The sequence below is a fragment of the Undibacterium sp. 14-3-2 genome (assembly GCF_016595265.1).
Taxonomy (GTDB): Bacteria; Pseudomonadota; Gammaproteobacteria; order Burkholderiales; family Burkholderiaceae_D; genus Undibacterium; species Undibacterium aquatile.
The window spans coordinates 48,026-74,567 of the sequence record NZ_JAENGS010000008.1 but is presented as its reverse complement, the minus strand read 5'-3'; the positions used below and the strand labels follow the sequence as shown (position 1 = coordinate 74,567).

The 26,542-nt window shown below is 50.7% G+C and carries 15 protein-coding genes; 8 read left to right on the top strand and 7 right to left on the bottom strand.

The window, feature by feature from the left end; genetic code table 11:
- Positions 1–232: 232 nt before the first annotated feature.
- Positions 233–2,305 carry a M13 family metallopeptidase gene (locus Undi14_RS16685; RefSeq protein ID WP_370589968.1) on the bottom strand — a complete coding sequence of 691 codons (2,073 nt, stop codon included), beginning with the start codon at positions 2,303–2,305 and terminating at the stop codon, positions 233–235.
- A 122-nt stretch (positions 2,306–2,427) separates the two neighbouring features.
- Positions 2,428–4,449, bottom strand: coding sequence for a M61 family metallopeptidase (locus Undi14_RS16680; protein WP_200181689.1), 2,022 nt, complete (start codon positions 4,447–4,449; stop codon positions 2,428–2,430).
- A 185-nt stretch (positions 4,450–4,634) separates the two neighbouring features.
- Here Undi14_RS16680 and Undi14_RS16675 point away from each other — a divergent pair, with 185 nt between their 5' ends.
- Positions 4,635–5,321, top strand: a complete 687-nt coding sequence (locus Undi14_RS16675) for an alpha/beta hydrolase (protein WP_200181687.1) — start codon at positions 4,635–4,637, stop codon at positions 5,319–5,321.
- On the opposite strand, the gene recJ is transcribed toward Undi14_RS16675, so the two are convergent.
- Both recJ and Undi14_RS16665 read right to left on the bottom strand, forming a co-directional pair.
- Positions 5,291–6,982, bottom strand: a complete 1,692-nt coding sequence (gene recJ / locus Undi14_RS16670) for a single-stranded-DNA-specific exonuclease RecJ (protein ID WP_200181685.1) — start codon at positions 6,980–6,982, stop codon at positions 5,291–5,293. The genes Undi14_RS16675 and recJ overlap by 31 nt on opposite strands.
- Positions 6,979–8,010, bottom strand: coding sequence for a hypothetical protein (locus Undi14_RS16665; RefSeq protein ID WP_200181684.1), 1,032 nt, complete (start codon positions 8,008–8,010; stop codon positions 6,979–6,981). Before Undi14_RS16665 ends, recJ begins: the two co-directional genes overlap by 4 nt.
- Before the next feature lie 57 nt (positions 8,011–8,067).
- On the opposite strand from Undi14_RS16665, the gene Undi14_RS16660 reads away from it, so the two are divergent.
- From Undi14_RS16660 to pbpC, 7 genes are all read left to right on the top strand, one after another.
- Positions 8,068–9,324, top strand: a complete 1,257-nt coding sequence (locus Undi14_RS16660; RefSeq protein WP_190478203.1) for a lipoprotein-releasing ABC transporter permease subunit — start codon at positions 8,068–8,070, stop codon at positions 9,322–9,324.
- On the top strand, positions 9,317–10,009 hold the full coding sequence (gene lolD / locus Undi14_RS16655) for a lipoprotein-releasing ABC transporter ATP-binding protein LolD (RefSeq protein WP_200181683.1): 693 nt from the start codon (positions 9,317–9,319) through the stop codon (positions 10,007–10,009). The genes Undi14_RS16660 and lolD overlap by 8 nt, the downstream gene beginning before the upstream one ends.
- Positions 10,010–10,022: 13 nt before the next feature.
- Positions 10,023–11,342, top strand: a complete 1,320-nt coding sequence (locus tag Undi14_RS16650) for a hypothetical protein (protein ID WP_200181682.1) — start codon at positions 10,023–10,025, stop codon at positions 11,340–11,342.
- Entirely contained in the window at positions 11,339–12,073 is a 735-nt protein-coding gene (locus Undi14_RS16645) for a polysaccharide deacetylase family protein (RefSeq protein ID WP_200181681.1), read from the top strand. Before Undi14_RS16650 ends, Undi14_RS16645 begins: the two co-directional genes overlap by 4 nt.
- A 175-nt stretch (positions 12,074–12,248) precedes the next feature.
- A complete protein-coding gene (locus Undi14_RS16640) occupies positions 12,249–14,135 on the top strand; it encodes an MFS transporter (RefSeq protein ID WP_200181679.1) in 1,887 nt (628 codons plus the stop codon).
- A gap of 4 nt (positions 14,136–14,139) precedes the next feature.
- Positions 14,140–19,932 (top strand): alpha-2-macroglobulin, encoded by a 5,793-nt coding sequence (locus Undi14_RS16635; RefSeq protein WP_200181677.1) that lies wholly within the window; start codon positions 14,140–14,142, stop codon positions 19,930–19,932.
- A 77-nt stretch (positions 19,933–20,009) separates the two neighbouring features.
- Entirely contained in the window at positions 20,010–22,214 is a 2,205-nt protein-coding gene (gene pbpC / locus Undi14_RS16630; protein WP_200181856.1) for a penicillin-binding protein 1C, read from the top strand.
- A gap of 18 nt (positions 22,215–22,232) precedes the next feature.
- Here the strand turns inward: pbpC and Undi14_RS16625 are convergent, their stop codons facing one another.
- From Undi14_RS16625 to Undi14_RS16615, 3 genes are read right to left on the bottom strand one after another with little or no spacing between them, the layout of a single operon-like run.
- Positions 22,233–23,795: a DHA2 family efflux MFS transporter permease subunit gene (locus tag Undi14_RS16625; RefSeq protein WP_200181676.1), complete on the bottom strand. Its 1,563-nt coding sequence runs from the start codon at positions 23,793–23,795 to the stop codon at positions 22,233–22,235.
- Positions 23,795–25,018, bottom strand: a complete 1,224-nt coding sequence (locus Undi14_RS16620) for an HlyD family efflux transporter periplasmic adaptor subunit (RefSeq protein ID WP_200181675.1) — start codon at positions 25,016–25,018, stop codon at positions 23,795–23,797. Before Undi14_RS16620 ends, Undi14_RS16625 begins: the two co-directional genes overlap by 1 nt.
- On the bottom strand, positions 25,015–26,508 hold the full coding sequence (locus tag Undi14_RS16615; RefSeq protein WP_234030654.1) for an efflux transporter outer membrane subunit: 1,494 nt from the start codon (positions 26,506–26,508) through the stop codon (positions 25,015–25,017). The genes Undi14_RS16620 and Undi14_RS16615 overlap by 4 nt, the downstream gene beginning before the upstream one ends.
- Positions 26,509–26,542 lie beyond the last annotated feature (34 nt).

Below are 26,542 nucleotides of genomic sequence, written 5' to 3'. Positions count from 1 at the left end.
TATAAACAAAGGGCTTTAAAATATACTCCCCCCAGTATTATTTAATCCTTATTTAGCCTTCGAAAGATGTCTAACAGACGTTGGGCGATGCTGCGATACTTTGCGCGCGATGTCTGCTGATAGGCAAATTCAGTACTTCAGACAAAAAAGCCGGGCATATTTCTATGCCCGGCTTTTTATATCGAACTACCGCTGTCGCTGTTATACGCCAGTAAAACGATCAGTTGACTGATTACCAGATCGTGACGCGTTCTGCTGGCGGCAGATACATCTTGTCGCCTTCTTTGACGCCGAACGACTGATAGAACGGTGTCATATTACGCAAGGAGCCGTTGGCGCGGAATTCGCCAGGCGAGTGCGGATCAGTCTTGATACGGATGATCGCTTCTTGTTCGCGCATTTTGCTACGCCAGACCTGACCGAAGCCGGTGAAGAAACGCTGATTGCCGGTTAATCCATTGATGACCGGTGCAGGTTTGCCACCGAGGGATAACTGATAGGCTTTGTAAGAAATCGCCAGACCTGAATTATCGGCAATATTTTCGCCCAGTGTCAGCTCACCATTAACGTTGTAGCCGGGAACAGGGCTGAACGCATTGTATTGCTTGACCAGCGCTGCTGTTTTGGCTGCGAACTTCACGTGATCTTCTTTCGTCCACCAATCGCGCAGATTACCCGCGCCATCATATTGCGCACCCTGATCATCGAAGCCGTGGCTGATTTCATGTCCGATCACGGTACCGATACCGCCGTAATTGACAGCATCGTCCGCTTTCGGGTTGAAGAACGGTGGTTGCAGAATGGCCGCCGGGAAGACGATTTCATTCATCTCCGGATTGTAATAAGCATTCACGGTTTGCGGCGTCATGCCCCATTCATCGCGGTCAATCGGTTTGCCGAGTTTATTGAGCTCGGTTTGCGCGGCAAAGCTGCGGATGGCACGCAGATTACCCACTGCATCGCCTTTGGTGATGTGAAGTGCGGAGTAATCTTTCCACTTATTCGGATAGCCGATTTTTGGCATGAAGGTTGCCAGTTTTGCCTGAGCTTCTTTCTTCGTTTCAGGGCTCATCCAGTCCAGCGTATCGATACTTTCCTTGTACGCTAACAACAGATTAGCAACCAGTTTTTCCATTTTCGCTTTGCTGTCAGCGGGGAAGTGTTTGGCAACATACAGTTTGCCTAAGCTTTCACCCATGCCGGAATCGACCAGACGTACGCCGCGTTTCCAGCGGATTTCCTGTTCAGGAACACCGCGCAGTGTTTTAGAAAAGAAAGCGAAGTTTTCGTCGCTGTATTGCTTAGGCAGTTGGCTGGCAACAGAGCTGAGTAAATGCCATTTGAAGTAGGCTTTGATGGTGTCGAGCGATGTTTCCTGCAACACCTTGTTCATGCCAACCAGATAGCTGGGTTGACCAACAATGACGTAATCGATTTTGCCGGTCACACCGAGTTCGTTCAGATACGCATTCCAGTCGTAGCCTGCGGTCAGTTCATTGATTTTGCTGATTTCAATTTTGTTGTAAGCCTTGATCGGGTCGCGCAAATCAACTTTGGTCCATTGCACTTTCGCGAGTTCTGTTTCAAATGCCAGAATCGCCGCCGCATTTTTTGCGGCTTCTTTGTCACCGGACATCGTCAACATGGTTTCGACGTGCTTCAGATATTTGCTGCGGGTGTCTTTCAGCTTGGCGTCGTCATCTTTCAGGTAGTAGTCGCGATCAGGCAGCGCCAGACCGGATTGACCGATGTCGAGCACGTATTTGGTCGAGTCTTTATTATCCTGATGGATCTGAATATCGTAAGGCGCGGTCACACTGATGCGATTGAGCCATGCCATCAACGCTGGAATTTGCTTCTTATCGGTCAGCGCATCGATTTTGGCAAAATCCGCTTGCAATGGTTTCAAGCCAGCGGCTTCTATGCTTTTCATATCCATGAAGCTGGCATACAGATCGCTGATTTTTTGTGCGTCAGAACCACTGGCGTTTTTGGATTTTGCCAGACCGTCGATGATGGCATGCAGGCGTGGTACGACCGCTTCACGCAAGTCCATAAAGGCCCCGGCAGACGAGCGATCCGATGGAATCTGCGCATTTTTTAACCAGCCGCCATTGACGTGACGGTAGAAGTCTTCCTGTGGTTTGACGGATTTGTCGTTGTACTGAACGTCAATACCAGACTGCAGGGCAGCGACTTTGGCAGGTTCTGCCGCAGATGCACTGGCAGCCCCAGCGATCAGTAATGCAATGGCGCTCAATACCTGCGCTTTGAATGTTGGTGTTTTAATTGCTTGAGTTTTCACTTTTGGTGATCTCCTGTCGGTGGGTGGAACGATAAAAATATCGTCGCCCTAAGGGCTGGGCGCGATAGAAATAAACAGATGATGCTTGAGTGATCGGTCTCATTATTGGCGTAAGGTACTGATCATTTTAACGGTGTGAGTATTTTCGATAGCCGGTCTGGAACCTGATTATTACGTACTAATGCCGGGTATTTTAATCCTTCAAAATAATCGAGCCTGATCGTGCGGTAGTATTCACCATGTCTGACGATCAGCTCTATTGCTTGCTTCTGCGTTTTGGCATTGGTGATCGCTGATTTCAGGGCGTCTGCTTTATAGCTTTTGCCATTAACGGCAATGATCAGGCTGCCGCTCAGGATATTCGCTTTGCCAGCCGGGCTGTTTAATAGCAGGCGAGTGATTTTGCCGGTTTTGTCCAGACTGAATCCGAGCGAATACAGAAAGTCATTATCCTGCGCAGCATCCTCGGTCGATTTGGCATACTCAGACGGCTTCTCGGTGTACACCAGCTTCCAGCCAGCCAGTTCCAGGCTCGCGGTCGGTGTTTTGCTTTGCAAACCTTCCAGCCGCTCTTGCAGGAAATGCCCCCAGTCAAATGGCTGTATCTCATTGAGGGTGCGGATCACATCGCTCAGTTGATAGCTGAGTGGGGTGGTACTGCCGTTGTTGACACCAAAAAACTTGCTGGCAAAATCATTCAGAGAATATTTTTCTGCAGACAGTGCGCGCAATTGTGCGTCAACTTCCAGCCAGAGTAGTGCGCCTTCTCTGTAATAATCTTCATCCCGCTGGAAATCGCTCCAGGCCTGACTGCGGCGACTCACAAATACCGGATTATTGGTAGTGTCTTGCAGATTGCGCCAGTTGCGCCCGCTCTGATGATCGAAATAGGCGGCCACGTTTGCCAGCACATCGCGGATGTGTTCCTGCTTCATTAATCCCGAACGTGCTGCCAATACATAGCCCCAATACTGGGTCTGGCCTTCATACACCCACAGCAGACTATCTTGCATGGGCGTGTTGAAATGCGGTGTCAGCAGATCTGCCGGGCGGCGGAATTTCCCGTTCCATGAATGGGTGTATTCATGTGCCAGTAAATCGCGCCCGCTGGATTTCTTTGCCCAATCGCTGAAATAACCAGGGCGAACGCCATTTTCGCTGGACTGGTGATGCTCAAGTCCTATGCCAGAAAATTCGTCACTGAGTGACAGCAAGAAATCGTAATGGCGATAATGTTGCGAGCCGAACAGAATAGTCGCCTGTTGCACCAGCGCCTGATGCGCGGCGATTCGCTCCGGCGTGGCGTTCAGCGATTCAGGTTTGTCCGCCACCACATTCAGATGCACAGGTACTTTTGCACCGGGATTGAGATCAAAACGTTTGAAATATTTTCCTGCAAATACCGGCGAATCAACCAGTTCTTCCAGCGTGACAGGCTTGAACTGAAACTCGTTTTGACTTTGGCTTTGCCCCTGATTTTGTCTCTGATTCTCACGTTTTTCAGCAAGCTCCAGTGCGCTGCCGAATTGGAACCCGGCCGGCAAAATCAGCGTCGGCTGAATCCGTATCTGGTCAGACGCTGCGCCCGCTGGATACAGAATCATGTTATTCCATTGCACACCAACGATGTCAGGCGTCATTGTAACGCGCCCGAATTTGTCATCAGTCGGCGACAAGAACTGATATTCCGCGTCAAGCTGGCTGACACCTGCAGGAATTTGCAAATGAAAGGCGTACATATTCAACGTGTCGCGTTTCCAGGCAATGGCTTGCTGGTTGCCACTGAAGTGCAGCCCCGCGAGCTGGTTTAACGCACTGTTGGTGCCATGTTTTCCTGGCAACCATTCGGGAAAATACAGTGTCAGCGGGCCAGCTTGCACCGGAATACTCGCCCGGATATTAAAAATTTTCCTGTCCAGATCGCTAGCATCAACGATCAGTTGCACTACGCCCGGATAGGCTTTGTTGACGTTACCGACAGATTCCCCTGCATTCACCTGATTATTGTCAGCGGCTGCGTTCGCCGTTGCCGCAAGAGCGCCACTCGCCATGACGAAACCGCTGAGTAACGATGCGATGAATGGCGCGATGAGTGGGAGCAGTGCGGTCGCTGATGATAAAGGTTTACTGGCAGGCAATCTCATGAAATTGGTTCTTTTCGTTTCTCAGGTCTTTTAGGATTTTTATGGTCTCTGACTTGGATAATATTGGCTACTGATCAATACATGGACTGCGTAAATGAAAATTAGTTTCCAAAACTAAGTTACTATTTAATTGAAAATTAGTCAAAACTTAGTCAAAACTGAATTAAACCTGAAACGATAGAAACATGACTTTCGTTGTCGATTTTCCCGCCGGTAGCGGCTCTTTTCCCGCAATCGTGATTGCCCCGGGCTTACGTTACGCCATGCACAGGGAGTTATTCAGCCTGCTGGCGGATAACGCGGTCACAGCAGGGTTTGCCGTATGTCGTTTTAACTGGCGTTTCTACGAAAGCGATCCGCTCGCTGGCCTGCCATCATCTGCGTTACAGGATGAGTTGGAGCAGCTCAAAGAAGTGATAGGGCAGTTACGGGCAGAATCACGCGTATTGCCAGCGCAAGTCCATGTCGTCGGAAAATCATTCGGTAGCATCGTTGCGTGGCAGGCACTGCGCGACGACGCAGAATTGAAAAGCGGCGTGCTGATGACACCCTTGTTCGATGAAATGCAAGATGAGCAGCCATGCGATGTTACCGACACATATTACCCGGGTCTGCTCGCAGAATCCAGCCCTTTGCAGATCGTCTGCGGCGACAATGATCCTCATTGCAGGGTTGCTAGCGTGCACCGTATTGCGGATCAGGTTGCAGCAAATACCACCTTAACACTGCTGCGCGGTGATTATCTGCTGCAAATTTACGCGCCCGATACGCAGTTACTTGCACATGCGTCTGCAGAAAACATGGCGCTGGCGGCGGATGCCGTCGTGCAGTTTCTGACGCGTCAGCATTCAATATGCTCGACCAATAACTGAACCCTGGTGACGCAGTTGTATTCATTGGCATCGAGCCGGAATGCGACATGCACATGTTCGCTCAGAGTGTCGGTATGGCCGAACCAGATGGCGTCATAACGAACACCTTTTTTCTCCAGCACCAGTTTTAAATGGCGTTCTTTCAGTATGCGTTGCGAGATCAGTTTAAAGTCATCGCAGAACACCGGTGGCGGAAAACCCTGGCCCCAGACCTGGCTATCCATTAAGGCGATAAAGTCGGTGGTGAAATAGGCTTCTTCCAGCGCGCCGTCGGTTTCGATGATGCGTTCTAACTGATGTTGTTGCAACCAGCTTTTTCCTACGGCTTCAAACGCTTGCTGAAATGCGGGTAAATCTTCATGGCGTAAGGTCAGCCCCGCAGCCATCGCATGCCCACCAAATTTTTGTATCAGCGTTGGCGCATGTTTTGAGACCAAATCGAGTGCATCACGCAGGTGAAAGCCCGGGATAGAACGGCCAGAGCCCTTGATTAAGCCATCGCTACCGGGTGCAAAAGTAATGGTGGGGCGATAAAATTTATCTTTGAGTCGCGAGGCGACGATGCCGATCACACCCTGATGCCAGCTTTCGTCGAAGACGGTAATGGTATGGCTGGTTGCGGGCTCGAATTGATCCAGATGGAGCAGTGCAATATCTTGCATGTCACGTTCAATATCTTTGCGGTCGGCGTTGATACCGTTGAGCTCCTGCGCGATTTGCCAGGCACGGCCTTCGTCGTCGGTCGTCAGGCATTCTATGCCCAGCGACATATCGGCAAGACGGCCAGCGGCATTTAAGCGCGGGCCGAGCGCAAAACCCAAATCAAACGGACTGGCATTACGTGGCTCGCGACCGGCGACTCTGAATAGCGCAGCAATGCCGGCACAAACACGTCCGGCCCGCATGCGTTTAAGCCCCTGTGCAACGAGGATGCGGTTATTAGCATCGAGCCGCACGACGTCGGCAACCGTGCCGAGGGCGACCAGATCAAGCAGGGTATCGAGCTTGGGCTGTTGTTGCTGGTCAAACACGCCGCGCTTGCGCAATTCAGCCCGCAACGCGAGTAACACATAAAACATCACGCCAACGCCAGCCAGATGTTTACTGCCGAAAGTGCAATCAGGCTGATTCGGATTGACGATCACTTCGGCATCTGGCAACTGCTCGCCGGGTAAATGATGATCGGTCACGAGTACCGCGATGCCCTGCGCTTGCGCTGCGGCGACGCCGTCAACACTGGCAATGCCGTTGTCAACGGTGACGATGATATCCGGCGATTTTTCGCGTATGGTCAGCGCGACGATTTCCGGTGTCAGACCATAGCCGTATTCAAAACGATTCGGTACGATGTAATCGACATTCGCACCCAGCATACGCAAGCCGCGAATGGCGACCGCGCAGGCCGTGGCGCCGTCACAGTCATAGTCGGCAACGATCACGAGCTTCTTACGTGCGGCGATCGCATCTGCCAGAAAGACGGCCGCTTTTTCTATTTGCAATAAGCCCGATGGCGGCAGCATTGCGCTTAGTTCTGTGCTCAGCTCGGTGTCGTTCAGCACCCCGCGTGCTGCATACAGGCGAGCCAACACCGGGTGCATGCCGTTTTGCCGCAACATTTCTGATTCGCGCAGGGAATAGGGACGGGTGGTAATGCGGGTCATGTTGGCTTCAGTGTGAAAAGTGCTTGCAGGCTGGGTTTGATCCAGAATTGACGCAGCGACCACGGCGTCAGCTTAAAGCTGGCAAGCCGATGTGCATCAGAGCAGTGCAGGGTGATACTGTCGAGCTGGCGGTTTTTTAATGACGCCAACACAGGCGCAAACCAGTCGCTTTCCAATGTCTGTATTTGCGTCAGCCATTGTCCCCAATCGCTATTGATCGCGGGCTCAGTTAAATGTTCAAGTAAGACGAAGGTCGTGTCTGTCGACGTTGTATTGTTTTGTGGATTCGGTACGTTTTGCAAATCCGGCGCAGACAGCAAATCGGCAAACGACTGTGCTGTATCGATTCGCTTTTCTTGTTTCATCAGTATGTCGGCACCACCAGAAAGCCAGACCGAGTTAATGGCTTTTTTTCCTTGTGCTTCACGCTCATCATTCAGCGTATGTGCGAACCACATCATCTGAATTTCATTTTGCAGCTTGCGCCATGCTCTTGCGTGCTCGCCATCCGGCATCCAGATATCGACATTATGGCCGCAGGCCGCATCAGCGCTGGCTGTTTTTAAACCAGTCCAGCCATCAGCGCGCAGAAACCAGGTCGATGCGTCGCCATACTGTAGCGTCATGCCTGCTTCGTCGGTCGCTGTTTTTGCAATCTCAAACAAGACGCGCGATTCTTGTTCTGAGATGTCGAGTCGTCGTTGGTCAGTCAGAACCAAATGATCACGGGCGATATGAATATGCACCGGTTGCAGTGTGAACCAGCGCCCATCGACTGGCTGCAAACCCATGTCCCGCATACGGTTTAACGTGACTGGCGGGTCGCAGTCGTGTGCACCTTGCAGTTCGTTTGCCAGAAAATATTCATGTACCAGTGCTTTGGAAAATGGATCAATGTTCCTGAGTGGTATGCGCTTTGCAGATGCAATCAAGCGAGCCAGCGCAGGCGTTTGCATCGCTTTGAGCAGATCATTTTCCAGTCCGGATGGGGGAATGCTGAACGGCAATATCAGTTCTAAATTTTTCATAGAGCGTATTGTATGGCAAACTTCTGTCTGCCTTAATTCCTTGAAACGACATTTGCAGTGAAAAATCTCTCTTTTGAATGGCTAGTGGGTCTGCGTTACACGCGCGCCGGACGTCGTAGTGGTCGTAACAGCTTCATTTCCTTCATTTCCATGATCTCCATGTTCGGCATTGCACTCGGTGTTGCCGCGCTGATTATCGTGCTGTCGGTGATGAATGGATTTCAGAAAGAAGTCCGCGACCGCATGTTATCGGTGCTATCGCATATTGAAGTATTTGATGCCGCCGGTTCTATGCCGGACTGGAAAAATACGGCACTGCAGGCGCAGAAAAATTCTTCTGTTGTCGCCAGTGCGCCTTACGTTGATGGGCAGGCGATGATTATCCGCGATGATGTGATGCGTGGTGTTATTTTGCGTGGTGTATTGCCTGATCAGGAACCGAAAGTGTCGGAAGTGGCGACAAAAATCAAAGTCGGAAGATGGGAAGACCTGAGACCGGGAGAGTTCAATATTATTCTGGGTACGGCGCTGGCGAGCAGTCTGCACGTCAGGGTTGGCGATAAGGTGACACTGGCAGCACCCGAAGGACAGATGACGCCTGCAGGCATGGTGCCGCGTCTGAAAGCATTTAATGTCGTTGGCATTTTTGACGCTGGACATTATGAGTTCGACTCAGGCATGGGGTTTATGCAGATCGAAGATGCGCAAAAATTTTTCCGCCTGTCTGCACCTTCTGGCTTGCGTCTGCGTATCAAGGATATGTTAAAAGCGCCGCAGGTCGCGCTGGAATTGTCGCAAACCTTGACCGGTGATTTGCTGATCCGCGATTGGTCGCAACAAAACCGTAACTATTTCTCTGCCGTCAAAACAGAAAAGACGATGATGTTCATCATTCTGGCGCTGATTGTGGCGGTGGCTGCGTTTAACCTGGTTTCCACGCTGGTGATGACTGTCACCGATAAACAGGCGGATATTGCCATCCTGCGTACACTTGGAGCTTCTCCAGGTTCGATCATGAAAATATTCATGATACAAGGCGGACTCGTTGGTCTGATCGGTACCGGTTTAGGCGTCGCGCTCGGCGTTCTGGTGGCGTTGAATATTGATGTGATTGTGCCAGCGATCGAACATCTGTTAGGTGTCAATTTCCTGCCGAAAGATCTGTATTTCATCAGTGCTTTGCCGTCTGATCTGCGTTGGGCAGACGTTTGGCAAATCAGCAGCATGGCGGTTGTATTGGCATTTGCCGCAACTATTTATCCCAGCTGGCGAGCAGCCTGCGTTAAACCGGCGGAGGCCTTGCGTTATGAGTAATTTCACAGAAAAAGCAATTTTAAGTTGTACCCAGCTTGGCAAAACCTTCAATGAAGGCGCGGAAGCGGTCAAGGTGTTGCAGGGAATTGATCTGACAGTCAACGCCGGAGAGCGGGTGGCGATTATCGGCGCATCTGGCTCAGGTAAATCGACGTTGTTGCATCTGTTAGGTGGCCTCGATACGCCGACGACAGGTCTGGTTCGTCTTCTGGGTGAAGATCTTGCAAACCTGAGCGAGTCTGTGCGTGGCGTGATGCGTAATCGTTCTTTGGGTTTTGTGTATCAGTTCCATCATTTACTGCCGGAATTTTCTGCGCTTGATAACGTCGCAATGCCCTTGCTGATTCGCCGTATTCCGCGTGCGGAGGCGCGCCAGCAGGCGCAGGCGATACTGGCCAAAGTTGGGCTGGAGCACAGAGTCACGCATGTGCCGGGTGAGTTATCTGGTGGCGAGCGACAACGGGTTGCTCTGGCACGTGCGTTGGTGACGCAGCCAGCATGTGTGCTGGCAGATGAACCAACGGGAAATCTCGACAGCGGTACTGCGCAACAAGTGTTTGCTTTGATGCTGGAATTATCCAGAACATTGGGTACCGCTTTTGTGATTGTGACCCATGATGCCGGGCTTGCCGGACGTTGCGATCGCGTGTTCCGTTTATCGGAACAGGGTCTGCTACAGCAATAAGGTTGCCGAGTCTATGAAGCGGACGGCGACGCAGTTCAATAGCAAGTACAAAAAAACGGGTGCAGCTTGTCTGTTGGTGCTGAGCTCATGGCCTGCGTTCGCGACCACGGAACTGGTGCTGCAATTAGAAACTTCACTGTCCCGGGATACTAATCCATTTCGCTTTTATGACGATCAGGTCGGGGGTGGGCGTAAGCAGGAACAGATACAGCGACTGACCGAGACTGTTAACGCAAGCGATATCCGCGCTGGCGCCATTATCCCTTTGTTGTCTGATCAGACGCGCCTGACTCTCAGCGGCTCTCTCGGAAATCGCCATTACAAGGAATACCGTCAGCTTGACCATCAACCAGGCGCGGCGGACGCTGCTTTTGATTGGCAGGCAGGTAAGTCTGTCAGTGGCAGGGTATATGCCGGTAAAGATAAACGTTTGTTTGAGTACATTAATGGCAGCCTGACGGAGCGGGATATCGCGCATTCGCGCCGTGCTGGTGCAGACGTCAGAATAAAACCAGATGACGACTGGATGCTTAGTGCGAGCCTGTTTCGGAATGCGCTGAACTACGATTTGGGCCTGAACCAGTTATATAACTTTGACGAACGTGGTCAGCAGCTAGGTTTGCGTTATATGTCGCTAACGGGTTCCAGTATCGAGGCAGGGACGCGTTTATCTGAGACCAGTTTTGCCGACAGAACGCCAGAGCAAGTGCGGGATCTGGATAAAAAATACAAAGAAACTGAGCTGTATCTGGATGGTGAGTGGCGCTATAGCATCAAGACCATCACCAGCGCCCATCTGGGGCTGATACGTCGTCGCTATGATGTGTTGCACGAACGTGATACTCGCTTATTTAATGCGATCTGGCGTGGTACTTATCATTACTCAACAATGTTAAGGTTGGATTTGCAGCTATTCGACAGACCATTTACGATCGTTGACCCCTCAATTCTGTATGTGGTCAGTAAAGGTGCGCGCGTTGACGCGTTGTGGAAGTGGTCGGATAAAACTAACGTCAATTTTTCAGCCTTGCTGCAGAATAGTGATCAGGAGCTGATTCCCAGATTGGTCAGACCCGACAATAATTCTTCCCGCAAAGAGAAATTACAACGTATCGGCATTGGTGCGAGTTACCAGTTTGAACGTGGTTTCCGGCTTTTATTCGACAGTTTTTACGAAAAAACAGATAGGGCTGCTGACGATATCAAACTCAGGCAAGGGGTCGTCCGTCTTGGCATAGAATATACGTTTGAGAATTTACCCGGCAGCGCAGCACGATTAGGTTTGCAGCGCTATCAACAATCTTTAAGCGCCACAGAGCCGATACGCGAATGATGTCCTTGTACAAAAAAGCCAGCCGCTTTGCCGCACGCCATCTCGCAGGGCGGTGGATTAATTTGCGCAAGCAACAAGGCGTCGTCAGTTTTTCATTTGATGATGTGCCGGCCAGCGCTTGTCATATTGGCGCAGAAATACTGGAACGCTATCAGGCGCGTGGCAGTTTTTATGTCTGCGGTAAACTAACTGACGGTACAGAACAAGGGCAGACCTGCCATAGCGTTAAAGATTTGCAGAAGCTGGTTGCGGATGGCCATGAAATTGGCTGCCACACTTATTCCCACATGAACTGCGCCAACAATGGTCTTTCTGCTCTGCGTCAGGATTGGCAGCGCAATCAGGCGTTTTTTGAGACGCATCAATTGCCGAATAGGGGATTTGCATTCCCGTTTGGCGCCTACGATTTGCCCAGCAAAATAGCCGCTTCGGAACGATTCTTGTACAACCGCATCACCGGTGGTGGCACACACATAGGAAAAGCGGATTTGTCTGCGTTGCGCGCACAAGCCTTGTATGCGGATAAGACTGATGCTGATACGGTATTACAACTGATTCAGCAAACTGCAAATGAAGGCGGCTGGCTGATTTTTTATTCGCATGAAGTCAGGAATGAGCCTGGTCCATGGGGCACAACCCCGGAACAACTGGAAATGGCATTGCGGATAGCAAGCCAGTCCTCTTGCCGTATTCTGACTGTAGAAAAAGCGATTGATTTTTTTCAATCGTAATTCCCGCTGGGATCGCCTTACTGCACGTCATTTCTTAGCTGCATCTCTAATCCTTGTTGCACATGACATGGAGACACCTGCTCATTGTTGCTGAATTTACAGATGCTTACTTATTTTGCAATCTTGTCAGTTACAATCTCACACTTCCTTTTCGCCTTTTTTAACGAGCAACTTTATGAGCAAACACAGTCAGTTCGCGCTGCTTACCCAACGACGTTTTGCCCCATTTTTTTGGACGCAATTCTTTGGTGCATTTAATGATAATTTTTTCAAAATAGCGCTGTTGACCATATTGACTTATGACGCGTTGAATTGGGCGAACATGGATGTCGATTTGCTGAACAATCTCATTCCGGGCTTATTCATTCTGCCGTTTGTTCTGTTTTCTGCGACATCGGGGCAGTTTGCCGATAAGTTTGAAAAAGGCGGCATGGCGCGGAAAATTAAGCTACTGGAAATTATTATTATGATAATCGCAGCATTCGGCTGGATGAGCCATAACCTGTGGGTGCTGATCGCTGCGGTGGCGGGTATGGGAATACATTCAACCTTGTTTGGCCCAGTGAAATATGCGTATTTGCCGCAGCATTTGCAAACAGACGAGTTGGTCGGCGGTAATGGCCTGATAGAAATGGGAACGTTTGTTGGTATTTTGCTGGGAGAGATTCTGGGCGCAATGCTGGTTACCCACAAACCATGGGGAGTAGAACTGGTTGCTGCTGGTGCGGTCATTGTTGCGGTGATTGGTTACCTGACGAGTCGCAGAATTCCATATTCACCCGCACCAGAACCGGAATTGAAGATTAACTGGAATGCCGCCACGGAAACGGTGCGCAATATCAGTTTCAGCAAACAGAACCGGCCTGTGTTTCTTTCCTTACTGGGAAATTCCTGGTTCTGGTTTTACGGCGCCATATTGCTGGCGCAATTTCCTTCATATGCCAAAAATTATCTGCATGGCGACCATAGTGTTTTCGTGCTGTTACTGACCTTTTTTTCGTTTGGGATAGGCGCAGGTTCCTTGCTATGCGAAAAACTGTCCGGTCATAAAGTTGAAATTGGTCTGGTGCCGTTTGGCTCTATTGGTTTATCGGTGTTTGGCTTTGATTTGTATTTATCCAGCGTCGCCTATATCAATACTTCCGGTGTTGATTTTTTGCAGTTTTTAGAACAGACAGGCAGTTTGCGCATCTTGTTTGACATCGTCATGATCGGTGTCTTTGGCGGCTTTTATATCGTTCCTTTGTTTGCATTAATTCAGACACGTTGCGACCCGAAACATCTGTCGCGGACTATTGCCGGCATGAATATTCTGAATGCGCTGTTCATGGTCGTTGCGTCCCTGTCGGCCATGCTGATGTTGAAGAATGGTTTTACTATTCCACAGATTTTCATGGCGACCGCGATTCTGAATGCGATTGTCGCCATTTATATATTCAGTCTGGTGCCTGAGTTCCTGATGCGTTTTGTGGCATGGTTGCTGATTCAGACTGTGCATAGGGTCAAAACCGTCAATACAGATAGGATTCCACTCGAAGGCGGCGCGGTGCTGGTCTGCAATCACGTGTCTTATATGGATGCGATTGTGATTGGGGCATCCAGTCCGCGCCCGATTCGCTTTGTGATGGATCACAGAATTTTTAAAATTCCGTTTTTGTCGTGGATATTCCGTACGGCGAAAGCGATTCCGATTGCACCGGCCAAAGAAGACCCGTGGCTGATGGAAAAATCGTATATCGATATTGCTCAGGCATTGCATGAAGGGGAGTTAGTTTGTATTTTCCCTGAGGGCAAGCTGACGCATACCGGCGATATGAATGAGTTCAAAGGCGGGATTATGAAAATTCTGGAGCGCTCACCGGTACCTGTTTATCCGATGGCGTTACGAGGATTATGGGGGAGTTTTTTCACACGCGACAAAGGCAACCCCTTTGAGCGTGCATTCCGGCGCGGGCCTTTTTCAAAACTGGAATTAGTGGTTGGAGAAGAAATGGCGGCGTCAGAAGTAACACCGTTGGTGCTGCAAGCAAAAGTAAAACAATTGCGTGGCGACTGGAGGTAAAAAGATGGCTGGCCTGATCAAATCAATATGCGCGTTTGCCACTTTGCTCGCCATCGGCAATCTGCCGGTTGCTGAAGCAGCAACGATAACGCGTTTTACGCCGCAAGGTGAGATTGCTCAGATCCGGCAAGTCAGAGCAACTTTCTCAGAAGCCGCCGTAGCATTTGGCGACCCGAAAGCCGGGGAGCCATTTAACATCAAATGCAGTGGCGATGCCTTCAGCGGCAGTGGTCGGTGGGCTGATGAGCGTAACTGGGTTTATGATTTCACTCAGGATTTGCCGGTCGGTAGCCAGTGCTCATTTACGCTGAAAACTGAGTTTAAAACGAAGTCGGGTGCGGTGCTGACAGGCAAAACCGGTTTTCAATTCAATACCGGTGGGCCGGCAGTGGTACGCACCAATCCGTATGCACAGTCGGATATTGAAGAAGACCAGATTTTCATTCTCCATCAGTCGGGCGTGGCCACTGAGGCTAGCCTGCGCCAGCATGTGTACTGCGAAATTGAGGGCATACACGAGCGGGTTCCGGTTAAATTCATGACTGGCGAGACACGTAATCTGCTGCTCAAAGAGTTTGCCCAGAAAGCGGATGCCAATAAAATTTCGACTATTCAATGCCAGCAAAAATTTCCCGCTGAAGCCGGAGTGAAAATTGTCTGGGATAAGGGAATCGTCAGCACCAGCGGCATCGTCTCTACGCGTGCACAAAGCTTCCAGTTTAAAGTGCGCCCTGCGTTCACCGCGAGTGTTTCTTGTGAACGTGAAAATGCCAACGCGGCGTGTACACCGATTTTGCCCGTACGGATGAATTTCAGTGCAGGCATACAGCGCAAGTTTGCTGAAAAAATCCTGTTAAAAAGTGCCAAGGGATCTGTAAAACCTGAATTGTCCAAAGAGAATGGTGAGGAACTGATCACGTATCTCAGTTTTAAACCACCTTTTGCTGAGAAATCTGAGCTGAGTATTGAGTTGCCTTCCGGTCTCAAGGACGATAGCGGTCGCAGTTTGTCAAATGCGGCACAGTTTCCATTAAAGCTGATGACTGCTGACTTCCCACCGCTGGCGAAATTCCCGGCGGCGCCGTTCGGTATCGTTGAACTCAATGCAGACGCGACCTTGCCTGTGACCTTGAGAAACGTCGAAGCGTCATTGATGGCGCGCTCGGCAAATGGAAAAGTCGCCCCCAGTCAACTGGCTAATCTGAAGGTGGATGAAGATGCCGCCATTATTGAATGGCTGAGCAAGCTGAATCGGTACCATGAGTCGACGATTAGTAAGAACAATCAATTGATAGAAACCCGCAGTATTGGATTGTTGAGTAAAGAAGCAAAAGCAAGCAAGTTGGAATTGCCGGCAACAAATACAGATAGTGTCCGGCCATTTGAAATTGTTGGCATTCCATTTAAAGCGCCGGGTTTTTATGTACTTGAACTTGAGTCGCAAAGATTAGGTGCCGCTCTGCTCGGTAAACCTGCACCGATGTTTGTGCGCACCAGTGCGTTGGTGACGAATCTGTCAGTACATCTGAAATCCGGCAGAGAAAATGCTGCGGTCTGGGTCACCCGGCTGGATAACGGCAAGCCAGTGGCGAATGCCGATATACAGATTTCCGATTGCTTTGGTCGTTCTATCTGGAAAGGGCGATCTGATGTCAATGGCATAGCGATGTTGGTAAAACCGCTCAGCGGATGTCAGAGCAATGAAGCGGGTGCTGAAGGTAAACGTGGCGAGTCAAAAATTAATGGCTATTTTGTGAGCGCGCGTAAGACGGATGAAAAAGGCCGTGCTGATATGGCCTTCGCATTATCGTCATGGAATAACGGTATCGAATCGTATCGCTTCAATTTGCCCACCGAGTTTAACGCTGCCGCGTCGGTGAAAGCGCATACGATATTGGATCGTAGTTTATTCCGGGCTGGTGAAACGGTATCAATGAAGCATTTGATCCGTGCCGAGACGATGCATGGCCTGGCTTTGGTCAAAACAGAGCAATTGCCTAACCGTTTGCGCATTGTGCACCAGGGCTCCAATCAGGAATTTCAGTTTCCTGTCGTCTGGAGAGGGCGTAACGCGGCCGAAAATACCTTCACCATTCCTGCGCAGGCCAAATTAGGCCGCTATGACATTATCCTTGACAAGGGAAACGTTAAACTTGCCGCGACCAATGATGAAGGCGGAAACGAGGACTACCGATATGGTGATCAGACATATTACACCGGTGGTTTCCGTGTCGAGGAATTCCGTCTGCCCTTGCTGCAAGGGCGTGTGATTCCGGCCAAAGGCCCGCACATTACGCCGAAAGAGTTGCCGCTGGGTCTGCAATTAAATTATCTGAACGGTGGCGGCGCATCTGGCTTATCTGTACAAGTGACCAGCCTGTTACGTAACCGTATACTGCACTTCCCAGATTATGAGCAGTTCTCTTTTTATACCAATGACGGTAACGAAGATGAACAAAAAATCGTTGCGAACAAGCTTCCTGTCACGCTGGATAAAAACGGCAGTGGCAAAACAGTATTGAGCGCTTTGCCAGAGATACGGCGTCCGCAAGAGTTACTCACTGAGATGACCTATGCCGATCCGAATGGCGAAATACAGACGATCAGTAGCGTGATTCCGGTGTGGCCAGCGGCTGTCGTCGCCGGTATCAAAAATGAAGACTGGGTATCGGTAAAAAACAAAACCCGCTTTACTGCGATTGCGCTCGATACCAATGGCAAGCCCATGTCTGACGTTCCGTTAGTCATTACAGGTATTGCGAGACACAATGATTCACATCGGCGTCGTATTGTCGGTGGTTTTTATGCGTATGAAAATACAGAATCGAGCAAGGAGTTAGGCCAGCTTTGTAAAGGCAAATCTGACGCACGCGGCTTACTGATTTGCGAAGTTGAGATGACAGAATCCGGCAATATCGAATTGCAGGTCAAAGCTTCTGATAATCAGGGGCGGAGTTCTTATGCAAAAACCTCGCTCTGGGTCACAGGCAAAGGCGAGGTCTGGTTTGATGGTGAGAATCAGGATCGCATGGATGTTTTACCGGAGAAAAAACAGTATAAGGCCGGCGACATCGCGAGCTTTCAGGTGCGCATGCCTTTCCGCTCTGCGACAGCATTGGTTGCGATCGAACGCGAAGGTGTGATCGACACCATGGTGGTGGAATTGAATGGCCGGGATCCGACTATCCGGGTACCAATCAAAGCCAGTTACGGCCCGAACGTCTATGTGTCCGTGCTGGCAGTACGGGGGCGTATGCGTGAAGTGCCGTGGTATTCCTTCTTCAGTTGGGGATGGAAAGAACCCCTCAATTGGTGGAGTGAATTCCGTGAGTATCAGGCACCCGGCGCGACGGTTGATCTGGCGAAACCCGCGTATAAATATGGCATTGCGGAAATCAATGTCGGTATCGCTGCGCAGCAACTCGCAGTAACAGTCAGTAGCGACAAGCCAGCGTATCCTATCCGCGCCACATCAAAGGTCAGCATACAAGTCAGACTACCTGACGGTAAGCCTGCGGCCGGTGGTGAAGTCGCCATCGCTGCGGTAGATGAAGCCTTGCTGGAACTGCAGCCGAATGACAGCTGGAATGTACTGGCCGCGCTGTTGCAACGCCGTAGCTACGGTGTAGAAACAGCCACTGCACAAATGCAGGTGATAGGGAAACGTCACTATGGCCGCAAAGCGATTGCTGCCGGTGGCGGCGGGGGAAAATCACCGACCAGAGAGTTGCTTGATACGCTGTTGCTCTGGAAGCCTGCAGTACAGCTTGATGCCAATGGTCGGGCGCAGATTGATGTGCCACTCAACGATGCCCTGACCAGTTTCCGGATTGTGGCTGTCGCGCAAAGTGGTGATGGCATGTTCGGTACTGGAACGACAAGCATCAAGGCAACGCAGGATCTGCAAATTGTTTCAGGATTACCGCCGCTGGTGCGCGAAGGTGATCATTACAACGCAATGCTGACCGTGCGTAACACGACAAGCCGTGCGATGAAAGTGATGCTGCAAGCAAAAACCAATGGTGCCTCAGCATTATTGCCGGCACAAGAGTTACAGATACCGGCAGGCGAGGCACGTGAAGCAAGCTGGATTGTGGATGTGCCGTTGCTCGGCGCTGATGTGCAGAGTCAGCAATTGCAGTGGGAATTCAGTACACAGGAACAGGGGGCAACTAATCAGGGGGCGAAAGATGGTTTGAAGTTCGTGCAAAAACTGATTCCTGCGACACCGGTGACGGTGCAGCAAGCGACGCTGATTCAGCTTGATAAGCCTTTGACTTTACCGGTGGTCAAACCCGCAGATGGTTTGCCCGGCCGGGGCGGTATCGCAGTTTCTTTCCTGCCCAGCCTGATCAGTGGTAGCGATGGTTTGCGCCGGTATTTTGAAAACTATCCGTACATCTGCCTGGAGCAAAAGACATCAAGAGCCATTGGTTTGCGTGATGCAGGAATGTGGCAGAAGGTCGTCAATGAATTGCCGACTTATCTTGATGCCGATGGTCTGGCGTATTACTACCCGCCTGCCGATAGTGGACAAAGGCTGGGAAGCGATACGCTGACTGCCTACCTTTTGTCGGCAACGCAGGAAGCGGGCTATGCGATACCCGAATCCCTCAGAGATAAGATGCTGCAAGGCTTGCAAGCTTTTGTAGAGGGTAAGATTACCCGTGATTTCTGGTCGCCGCGCAAGGATTTAGATGTACGTAAGCTGGCGGCGCTGGAAGCCTTATCCCGTTATAACCTTGTCCAACCTAGAATGCTGGGTTCGGTGCAAATCACGCCAAACCAATGGCCAACTGGTGCGGTGTTGGATTGGTATCTGATACTGCAAAGAAGCAGCGCCTTGCCGCAACGTAATCTGGCTATGAAAGAAGCAGAACAGATCTTAAGCAGCCGGCTCAACTATCAGGGCACGCGCATGGGGTTTTCCAATGAGCGCGATGATTACTGGTGGTGGCTGATGGGGAATAGCGACGTCAATGCAAATCGTTTATTGCTGGCAATGATGGACAATCCGGCGTGGCGTGATGATTTGCCTAAGATACTCAATGGTACATTGCAAAGACAGGTACGTGGGCATTGGATGACGACAACGGCGAATGTCTGGGGATTATTCGCACTGGAGAAGTTTTCGAAAAAATTCGAAGCTGAAAAAGTCAGTGGTTCCAGTCGCATCAGTTTGCAGCAAGCGGCAAATCCGGCATTGAATTCGCAAACATTTAACTGGCCAGCGAATGGCGATGGTAAGTTGCTGTTGCCGTGGCCGCAGACAACTGCTGCTGATACGAACCTGAAAGCGACGCATGATGGCAAGGGCAAGCCGTGGTTACAGTTGCAAAGTCTGGCAGCCGTGCCATTGAAAACAGCGTTTTCCAGCGGTTACCGGATCACGAAAACGGTGACGCCTGTGGAGCAAAAACAAGCTGGAAAATATCAGCGGGGTGATATCTTGCGCGTCAACATTGATATTGATGCGCAAACGGATATGACGTGGGTGGTGGCAACCGATCCTATCCCCGCTGGCGCGACCTTGTTGGGTTCAGGTCTGGGGCGCGATTCTGCGATTGCGACCGCTGCTGAGCGCAGCTCTGGACAGGCATGGCTGGCATATGAAGAGCGTAGTTTTGACAGCTTCAGAAGTTACTATCAGTTTGTTCCTAAAGGTAAATTCAGTATGTCTTACACGATCAGACTGAATAATGCAGGTGAATTTCATCTGCCATCAACCAGAGTCGAGGCTATGTATGCGCCGGAAATGTTTGGTGAGTCGCCAAATGCCTTGATGATAGTGAAGTGAAACGGTTTTTATCTTTATCCCGACTGACGCAATTGTTCTCCGGCAGCGTTAAGGCGCCTGATTTTTCGGGAAATATTTTGCGTCAGTTCGTTTATTGGCTGAGTGTATTGCTGTTGTTATGCAGTGGCAATGTTTATGCGGTGGTCAGTTATCAGGATGTCAAAGCACGGTATTTATCCTCAGATGCCGTGTTGCTCGACAGGCACGGCGTTATTCTTCAGCAGATGCGGGTGGATGCCAGAGAGCGCAAGCTGGCATGGGTGAGTCTGGAAAATATTTCCCCTGCACTCAGAAGCGCACTGATCGCATCTGAAGACAAACGTTTTTATCAGCATTCCGGCGTTGACTGGAATGCGGTAGCCGCATCTGCCTGGGGGAACTTATGGAATACGAAAACACGCGGCGCTTCCACCATCACGATGCAACTGGCTGGTTTGCTGGAAGAAGATTTACGGCGTCGCTCATCCGCCCGCAGCACGTCACAGAAAATTTCTCAGGCTTTTGTTGCGCAATGGCTGGAGCGTCAGTGGCGTAAAGATCAGATTCTGGAAGCTTATCTGAATCTGGTGCCATTTCGCGGCGAAATCGTTGGTGCGCATGCACTCGCAAGAGTGATGTTCGGCAAGCATCCGAGTGGCATGGATCAGATTGAAGCAGCCATTGCCGTTGCGCTGATACGCGGCCCGAACGCCAGCGTCAGCAAGGTCAGTGAACGGGCTTGCCATATCCTGCGTGAGCAAAACCACCCGGAGTTCTGTGTCAATCTGGAAGGGCAGACTGCGCTGGCCTTTTCTCATCTGAGCAGTAAATCAGGTGCTGCAACCAACAGCATGTACACAACAACGCAGAACGGATTAAATCTCGCGCCGCATTTTGCCCGCAGAGTCCTGACGGCGGATGCACGTCGCGTCACATCGACGCTGGATGCCCGTTTGCAGGCGTATGCGAAAGACAGCCTGGTGCGTCAATTATCTGCATTAGTTGATCGGAATGTCGAGGACGGCGCTATCCTTGTTCTGGATAATGCCAGCGGTGATGTTCTGGCATGGGTGGGTTCCAGTGGCAGCTTATCCGATGCCGCCCATGTCGATGGCGTAGTCGCACTGCGCCAGGCTGGTTCTACCCTGAAACCATTTTTGTATGAGCTGGGTTTGGAAAAACGCCTGATCACTGCAGCGTCGGTGATGGATGACACGCCGGTCAATCTGACGACAAGCAATGGCTTATATATTCCACAGAATTACGATAAGCACTTTAAAGGATTGGTCAGTGCGCGGACTGCATTGGCGTCTTCACTGAACATTCCTGCCGTCAGGATGTTGATCAGCATTCAACCGGAAGTGTTTTTCAGACGTTTGCAAGCGCTGGGGTTGCAACTGCGTGAATCGGGCGATTATTACGGTTACAGCCTCGCCTTAGGCAGTGCTGATGTCAGTTTGCTGAGTTTGACGAATGCTTATCGCAGTCTGGCTAATCAAGGGAATTTTAGTGCTCCTCGATACAGAAATACCGACCCGCGCCCATCTTCAGTGAGAGTGATGGATACAGCTGCGTCCTATATTGTGAACGATATTTTGAGTGACAGAGCGGCGCGGGCCATGACTTTCGGATTAGAAAGCGCGTTGGCGACACGAGTCTGGAGTGCCGTCAAAACCGGTACATCGAAAGATATGCGTGATAACTGGTGCATAGGATTTTCTGAGCGTTACACCGTGGGGGTTTGGGTAGGGAACGCTTCCGGCGCGCCTATGTGGGATGTTTCCGGTGTCACCGGTGCGGCACCGATCTGGCAGGAAATCATGCACTATCTGCACAAAGATAGTCAGCCGGTCAGGGCAGGGAAACGTCTATTGCCCGACGGCGTTGAGCAACGTCACATCAGTTTTTCTGACGAGATTGAAGCCGCCAGAAATGAGTTGTTTTTAAAAGGAACAGCACAGGACAAGATCGTGCGTGCGCACTCAGATCAGATACAGACAAAAATCACCTATCCCAAATCAGGGATGATCGTCGCTGTCGATCCGGACATTCCACCCGAACGGCAGCGCATGCGCTTTGTCTCTGCTGGTGATGGTCAGGTGCTGGTGTTGGATGGGCAACGTTTAAAAGCAATGACTGTCGTCAGTCCACAGCAAGAGAAAACCTCAAAGTATGACTGGTTCCCCATCCCCGGTAAGCATGTGCTGAGTTTGCTGACGCCTCAGGGATTGTTGCTGGATCAGGTCAGCTTTGAAGTGCGCGGAGCAACGCTGGTCTCAAATAAAAAAACGGGCCAACGCTAGTTGACCCGTTCATCTTTGTTAATGCGCACCACCTGCATCAACCGGTGCCGACGATTTTTTCGGTCTGGTCAACCAGACCAGCGCGATCAGGCCGAGAAACATAAACGCTGACAGGTAAAAAATATCTGTTGCGGCCATGGTGCTGGCTTGTACGCTGATGGTTCTCTCCAGAACCGCATACGCAGCGTGGTCAGACATTCCTTGCTGCGTCAGACCTTGCATACTCTGCACGAATACCGGTGAGGCATAGCCAGTGCTTTCAGTGATGTGCGCGTGATGCATCGTGCTGCGACTATCCCACATCGTTGTCATAATTGAGGCCCCCATGCCACCGCACATAATCCGGACAAAGTTGGACAGGCCGGATGCAGCGGGAATTTTTTCCGGTGGCTGACCAGATAAGATGATCGATGTCAGTGGAATAAAGAACATCGACATTGCCGCCCCCTGAATCAGGGTTGGAATCATCAGCGACATCGTATCGACTTCTGTGTTGAAGCGAGCTCTGAGGAAAAAAACCAATGCAAATCCCAAAAATGCGAGCGATGCAACCCGGCGGGCATCCACCTTCGGTAAAATTTTCCCGATGATAGGTGACAATAAAATCGCAAAAATACCAACCGGTGCCATGACTTTGCCTGCTTCAGTCGCGGTGTACGATAACTGCGTTTGTAACCACAGCGGCATAATAACGAGGCTGCCGAAAAACAGGCCATAGCCAACAGAAATAGCAACGACACCCGCGGAAAAATTTCGTCCTTTGAACAAAGATAAATCAACGACGGGATGGTCTTGCCCTTTTTCCCAGATGATGAAGTAAATCAGTCCAACGGCGGCAATCACGGTCAGTAAAATGATTTCACCAGAATTGAACCAATCGAGTTCCTTGCCTTTATCCAGCATCAGTTGCAAAGCGCCGACCCAGATCACCAGCAGAAACAGGCCAATCTTATCAATCGGCAACGCCCTGATGGTTGATTCGCGTTTGTGGTAAATCGACCATGTCGCCCAAGCGGTGAATAGCCCGACTGGAATGTTGATGTAGAAAATCCATGGCCAGGTGTAATTATCTGAAATCCAGCCACCAAGCAGAGGCCCCATAATCGGTGCAACCAGCGTCGTCATACCCCATAGCGCAAGCGCCATCGAACTCTTGGCCGGGGTGTAACTCGATAACAGCAAAGATTGGGACAGTGGGATCATCGGGCCAGCAACCGCACCTTGCAAAATACGCGCCGCGATCAGTGTCTCGATATTCGGTGCGATACCACACAGCCAGGACGACAACACGAATAATAATATCGATGTCATGAACAATCTGACTTGCCCGAACTGTGTGGTCAGCCAGCCCGTTAACGGAACCGAGATCGCATTGGCGACGGCAAACGAGGTGATCACCCAAGTGCCTTGTTGCGGTGATACGCCAAGGTTGCCTGAAATGGCCGGAATCGACACGTTGGCAATCGACGAATCAAGTACATTCATGAACACCGCCAGCGACAGGGCAAGTGTTCCCATTGCCAACTGTGCACCTTTCAGCGGCGGATGCGCTGCATGAGCAGCGCGGGATGCAGTACTCATTACTTTGCCTTGGCGTTAGCCGTATTTGCTGTGGATAAATTAGCGTTGATAATCGAAGCGATGCGTTGCTCAACATCTTTGCCGTTTTGTTCAAATACGCTGGTCTGATAAGCAGGCGTGTTGCGGGCTGCAGCATTTGCCGTGACCGGTGCTCCTTGTTGCTGAGAGATATTGACCTGTACCTGCATGGAAACCCCGATGCGCAATGGATGTGCTTCCAATTCTTTCGGGTCAAGAGAGATACGCACGGGAACACGTTGCACCACTTTAATCCAGTTGCCACTGGCGTTTTGTGCCGGCAGTAATGCAAACGCAGAGCCTGTACCCGCAGATAGCCCAATGACTTTTCCGTGATATTCGACGTCGCTGCCATACAGATCTGAATGCATAGTCACATCCTGGCCTATGCGCATATGGGCCAACTGTACTTCTTTAAAGTTGGCATCGACCCACAGTGAATTCAAAGGAACGATAGATAATAACGGCGCTCCTGCATTGACACGCTGTCCGATTTGTACTGCGCGCTTCGCAATATAGCCGCTGACCGGGGCGGGTAAAGAGGCGCGGTTATATGCCAGCATTGCTTCACGTACTTTAGTGGCTGCACGCAGCACATTCGGGTGCTGAGTGACGGTCGTATTTTCGGTCAGTGCACGGTTAGAGCTTAACTGTTCGCGCGTAGCCAGCAACGCAGCCTCTGCTGTTTTCAGCGCATTTTTAGCATGTTCCAGTTCTTCGGTAGAAATTGCACCGGAGCTGAGTAAAGTCTGACGGCGCGCCAGATCGGATTTTGCCCGTTCAACATCCGTGCTGCGTACGTCGATATTCGCTTGCAGGCTGGCATTGTTAGCAAACAGCACCTTCACTTCACGCACAGTTTGTGCCAGTTGCGCTTCTGCTTGCTCCAACGCAACTTTTGCGTCTGTCTTGTCGAGTTCAATCAAAGGTTTTCCAGCTTGCACCAGTTCGGTATCGTCAGCATGAATCGCAACGACAGTGCCGGCAATCTGCGGTGTCACCTGGATGACGTTACCTGCTGCATACGCATCTTCTGTATGTTCAAAATTACGTGCAACTAATGCCCACCATGCTCCGTACGCAATTGCGGCGATCGCAATAACGGCGGTAACAACGAGCAGGCGGCCGCGGCGCTTGCTTTTGTCCGGCGCAGCTTCAATTGCTGGCGCGGTAGGGGGATTCGTGTTTTGTGCTGGAGCGTTCATTGCGCTGCCTCCGGTTTGTTAGGTGCTGTGAAATTGTTGGATGTTGAATTCGCCGATGCGATGCTTTCGGCCTTGCTGTCATAGCCACCGCCGAGTGCTTTGATCAGATTAATCTGACTGTCAGTGTGGCGAATAGCGATGTCCAGCGTCAATTTTTGCTGTACGAGCAGCGCCGTTTCTGCGGCTAATACAGGGAGCATGTTTGCTGTGCCTGCTTTTTGTCGTTGCTGAGCGAGTTGCAAGGCGGTTCTGGCCGCTTGTTCAGCGATGATCTGCTGTTTTGCTTGCGCTTCACTGGTTTGTAAGGTCTGCAACTGATCTGCGACCTCATGCAATGCATCTGTCAGACTCTGATTGTATGTGGCAACAGCAACGTCGTAGCCTGCGACTTTATTTTTCAATTGCGCGCGCAGACGACCACCTTCAAAAATCGGCAGACGTATGGTTGGCCCTACGCCAACGATACTGCTGCCGCTCTTGACGAAATTGTCCAGACCCAGGCTGGATAAACCGGCAAATCCAACGATATTGATGTTGGGGTAAAACTGATTTTTCGCCAGATCAATCTCGCTCTGACCTGCTTCAACACGCCAGCGTGCTGCAACGATATCCGGCCTTCTTGAAATTAATTCCAGCGGCAGATTGGCTGGTGCCGCAATCGTCATATTTGTCTGCAAACGAGGAGCAGGAATTTGCTGTCCGCGTTCTGGCCCGGCACCTAGCAATGCAGCCAGCTGGTTGCGCGTTAAGGCGATGGCTTCTTTCCAGCTGATGATGTCGTTTTTGATACTGGAAATTTGCAACAAACTTTGTTGAATTTCAGATTTAGTTTCCAGTCCTGCTTTCAGCCTCTGTAACGTCAGTTGATCGATTTTTTCACGAACGGCAAGTTGTTGTTCGCTCAGCGCGAGTTGCTGATATTGGCGCGCCAGTTGCAACCAGCTACGGGCAATCGCACTACTCAATAGCAGCCGGGCGCTTTGTTTTTCTGCTTCAGCGACTTTTTCCTGCGAGACGGCAGTGCGCATTTCTGCGCTGTGTTTGCCCCAGAAATCAAGTTCATAGCTGGCATTCAGTGCCAGCTGATTATTGCTTTCGTAACTACCGGCCAGCGGTTTGGGAATCAGCCCGTGCTCGGTAAAACGTTGGTAAGTGCTGTCCAGACTTGCGTTAACCGAGGGAAGGGTGTTGGCACTGACCGCAGCACTGACTGCCCGTGCCGCATTGATACGCGCGCTTGCTGCCTGCAGAGATGGGTTGTTGTTTAAGCCAGCATCAATCAAGGACTGCAGTTCTTGGCCGCCGATCGCAACACCCCAGTCGCTGGCCGGCCACAGGCCTTGCTGTTGCGCAAATATGCCGGAATTTCCTTCGTTAGCTATCGACTTGAGTTGTGACTGACTTTGTATGCCGTCAAAGCTGACACATGCAGAAAGCAGTGCCAGCACTCCGGCAGCCATCGCATGATAAGCAATATGCTTGCTGTTCATCTTGTTTATCTCAGGAGGTTTCATTTGGTTTGTA

What these genes read in the sequence shown, in the direction of transcription:
- Undi14_RS16680 (WP_200181689.1), bottom strand. Translation starts at nt 4,449, where the DNA reads ATGAGATTGCCTGCCAGTAAACCTTTATCATCAGCGACCGCACTGCTC.
- Undi14_RS16675 (WP_200181687.1), top strand. Translation starts at nt 4,635, where the DNA reads ATGACTTTCGTTGTCGATTTTCCCGCCGGTAGCGGCTCTTTTCCCGCA.
- recJ (WP_200181685.1), bottom strand. Translation starts at nt 6,982, where the DNA reads ATGACCCGCATTACCACCCGTCCCTATTCCCTGCGCGAATCAGAAATG.
- Undi14_RS16665 (WP_200181684.1), bottom strand. Translation starts at nt 8,010, where the DNA reads ATGAAAAATTTAGAACTGATATTGCCGTTCAGCATTCCCCCATCCGGA.
- lolD (WP_200181683.1), top strand. Translation starts at nt 9,317, where the DNA reads ATGAGTAATTTCACAGAAAAAGCAATTTTAAGTTGTACCCAGCTTGGC.
- Undi14_RS16650 (WP_200181682.1), top strand. Translation starts at nt 10,023, where the DNA reads ATGAAGCGGACGGCGACGCAGTTCAATAGCAAGTACAAAAAAACGGGT.
- Undi14_RS16645 (WP_200181681.1), top strand. Translation starts at nt 11,339, where the DNA reads ATGATGTCCTTGTACAAAAAAGCCAGCCGCTTTGCCGCACGCCATCTC.
- Undi14_RS16640 (WP_200181679.1), top strand. Translation starts at nt 12,249, where the DNA reads ATGAGCAAACACAGTCAGTTCGCGCTGCTTACCCAACGACGTTTTGCC.
- Undi14_RS16635 (WP_200181677.1), top strand. Translation starts at nt 14,140, where the DNA reads ATGGCTGGCCTGATCAAATCAATATGCGCGTTTGCCACTTTGCTCGCC.
- Undi14_RS16625 (WP_200181676.1), bottom strand. Translation starts at nt 23,795, where the DNA reads ATGAGTACTGCATCCCGCGCTGCTCATGCAGCGCATCCGCCGCTGAAA.
- Undi14_RS16620 (WP_200181675.1), bottom strand. Translation starts at nt 25,018, where the DNA reads ATGAACGCTCCAGCACAAAACACGAATCCCCCTACCGCGCCAGCAATT.
- Undi14_RS16615 (WP_234030654.1), bottom strand. Translation starts at nt 26,508, where the DNA reads ATGAACAGCAAGCATATTGCTTATCATGCGATGGCTGCCGGAGTGCTG.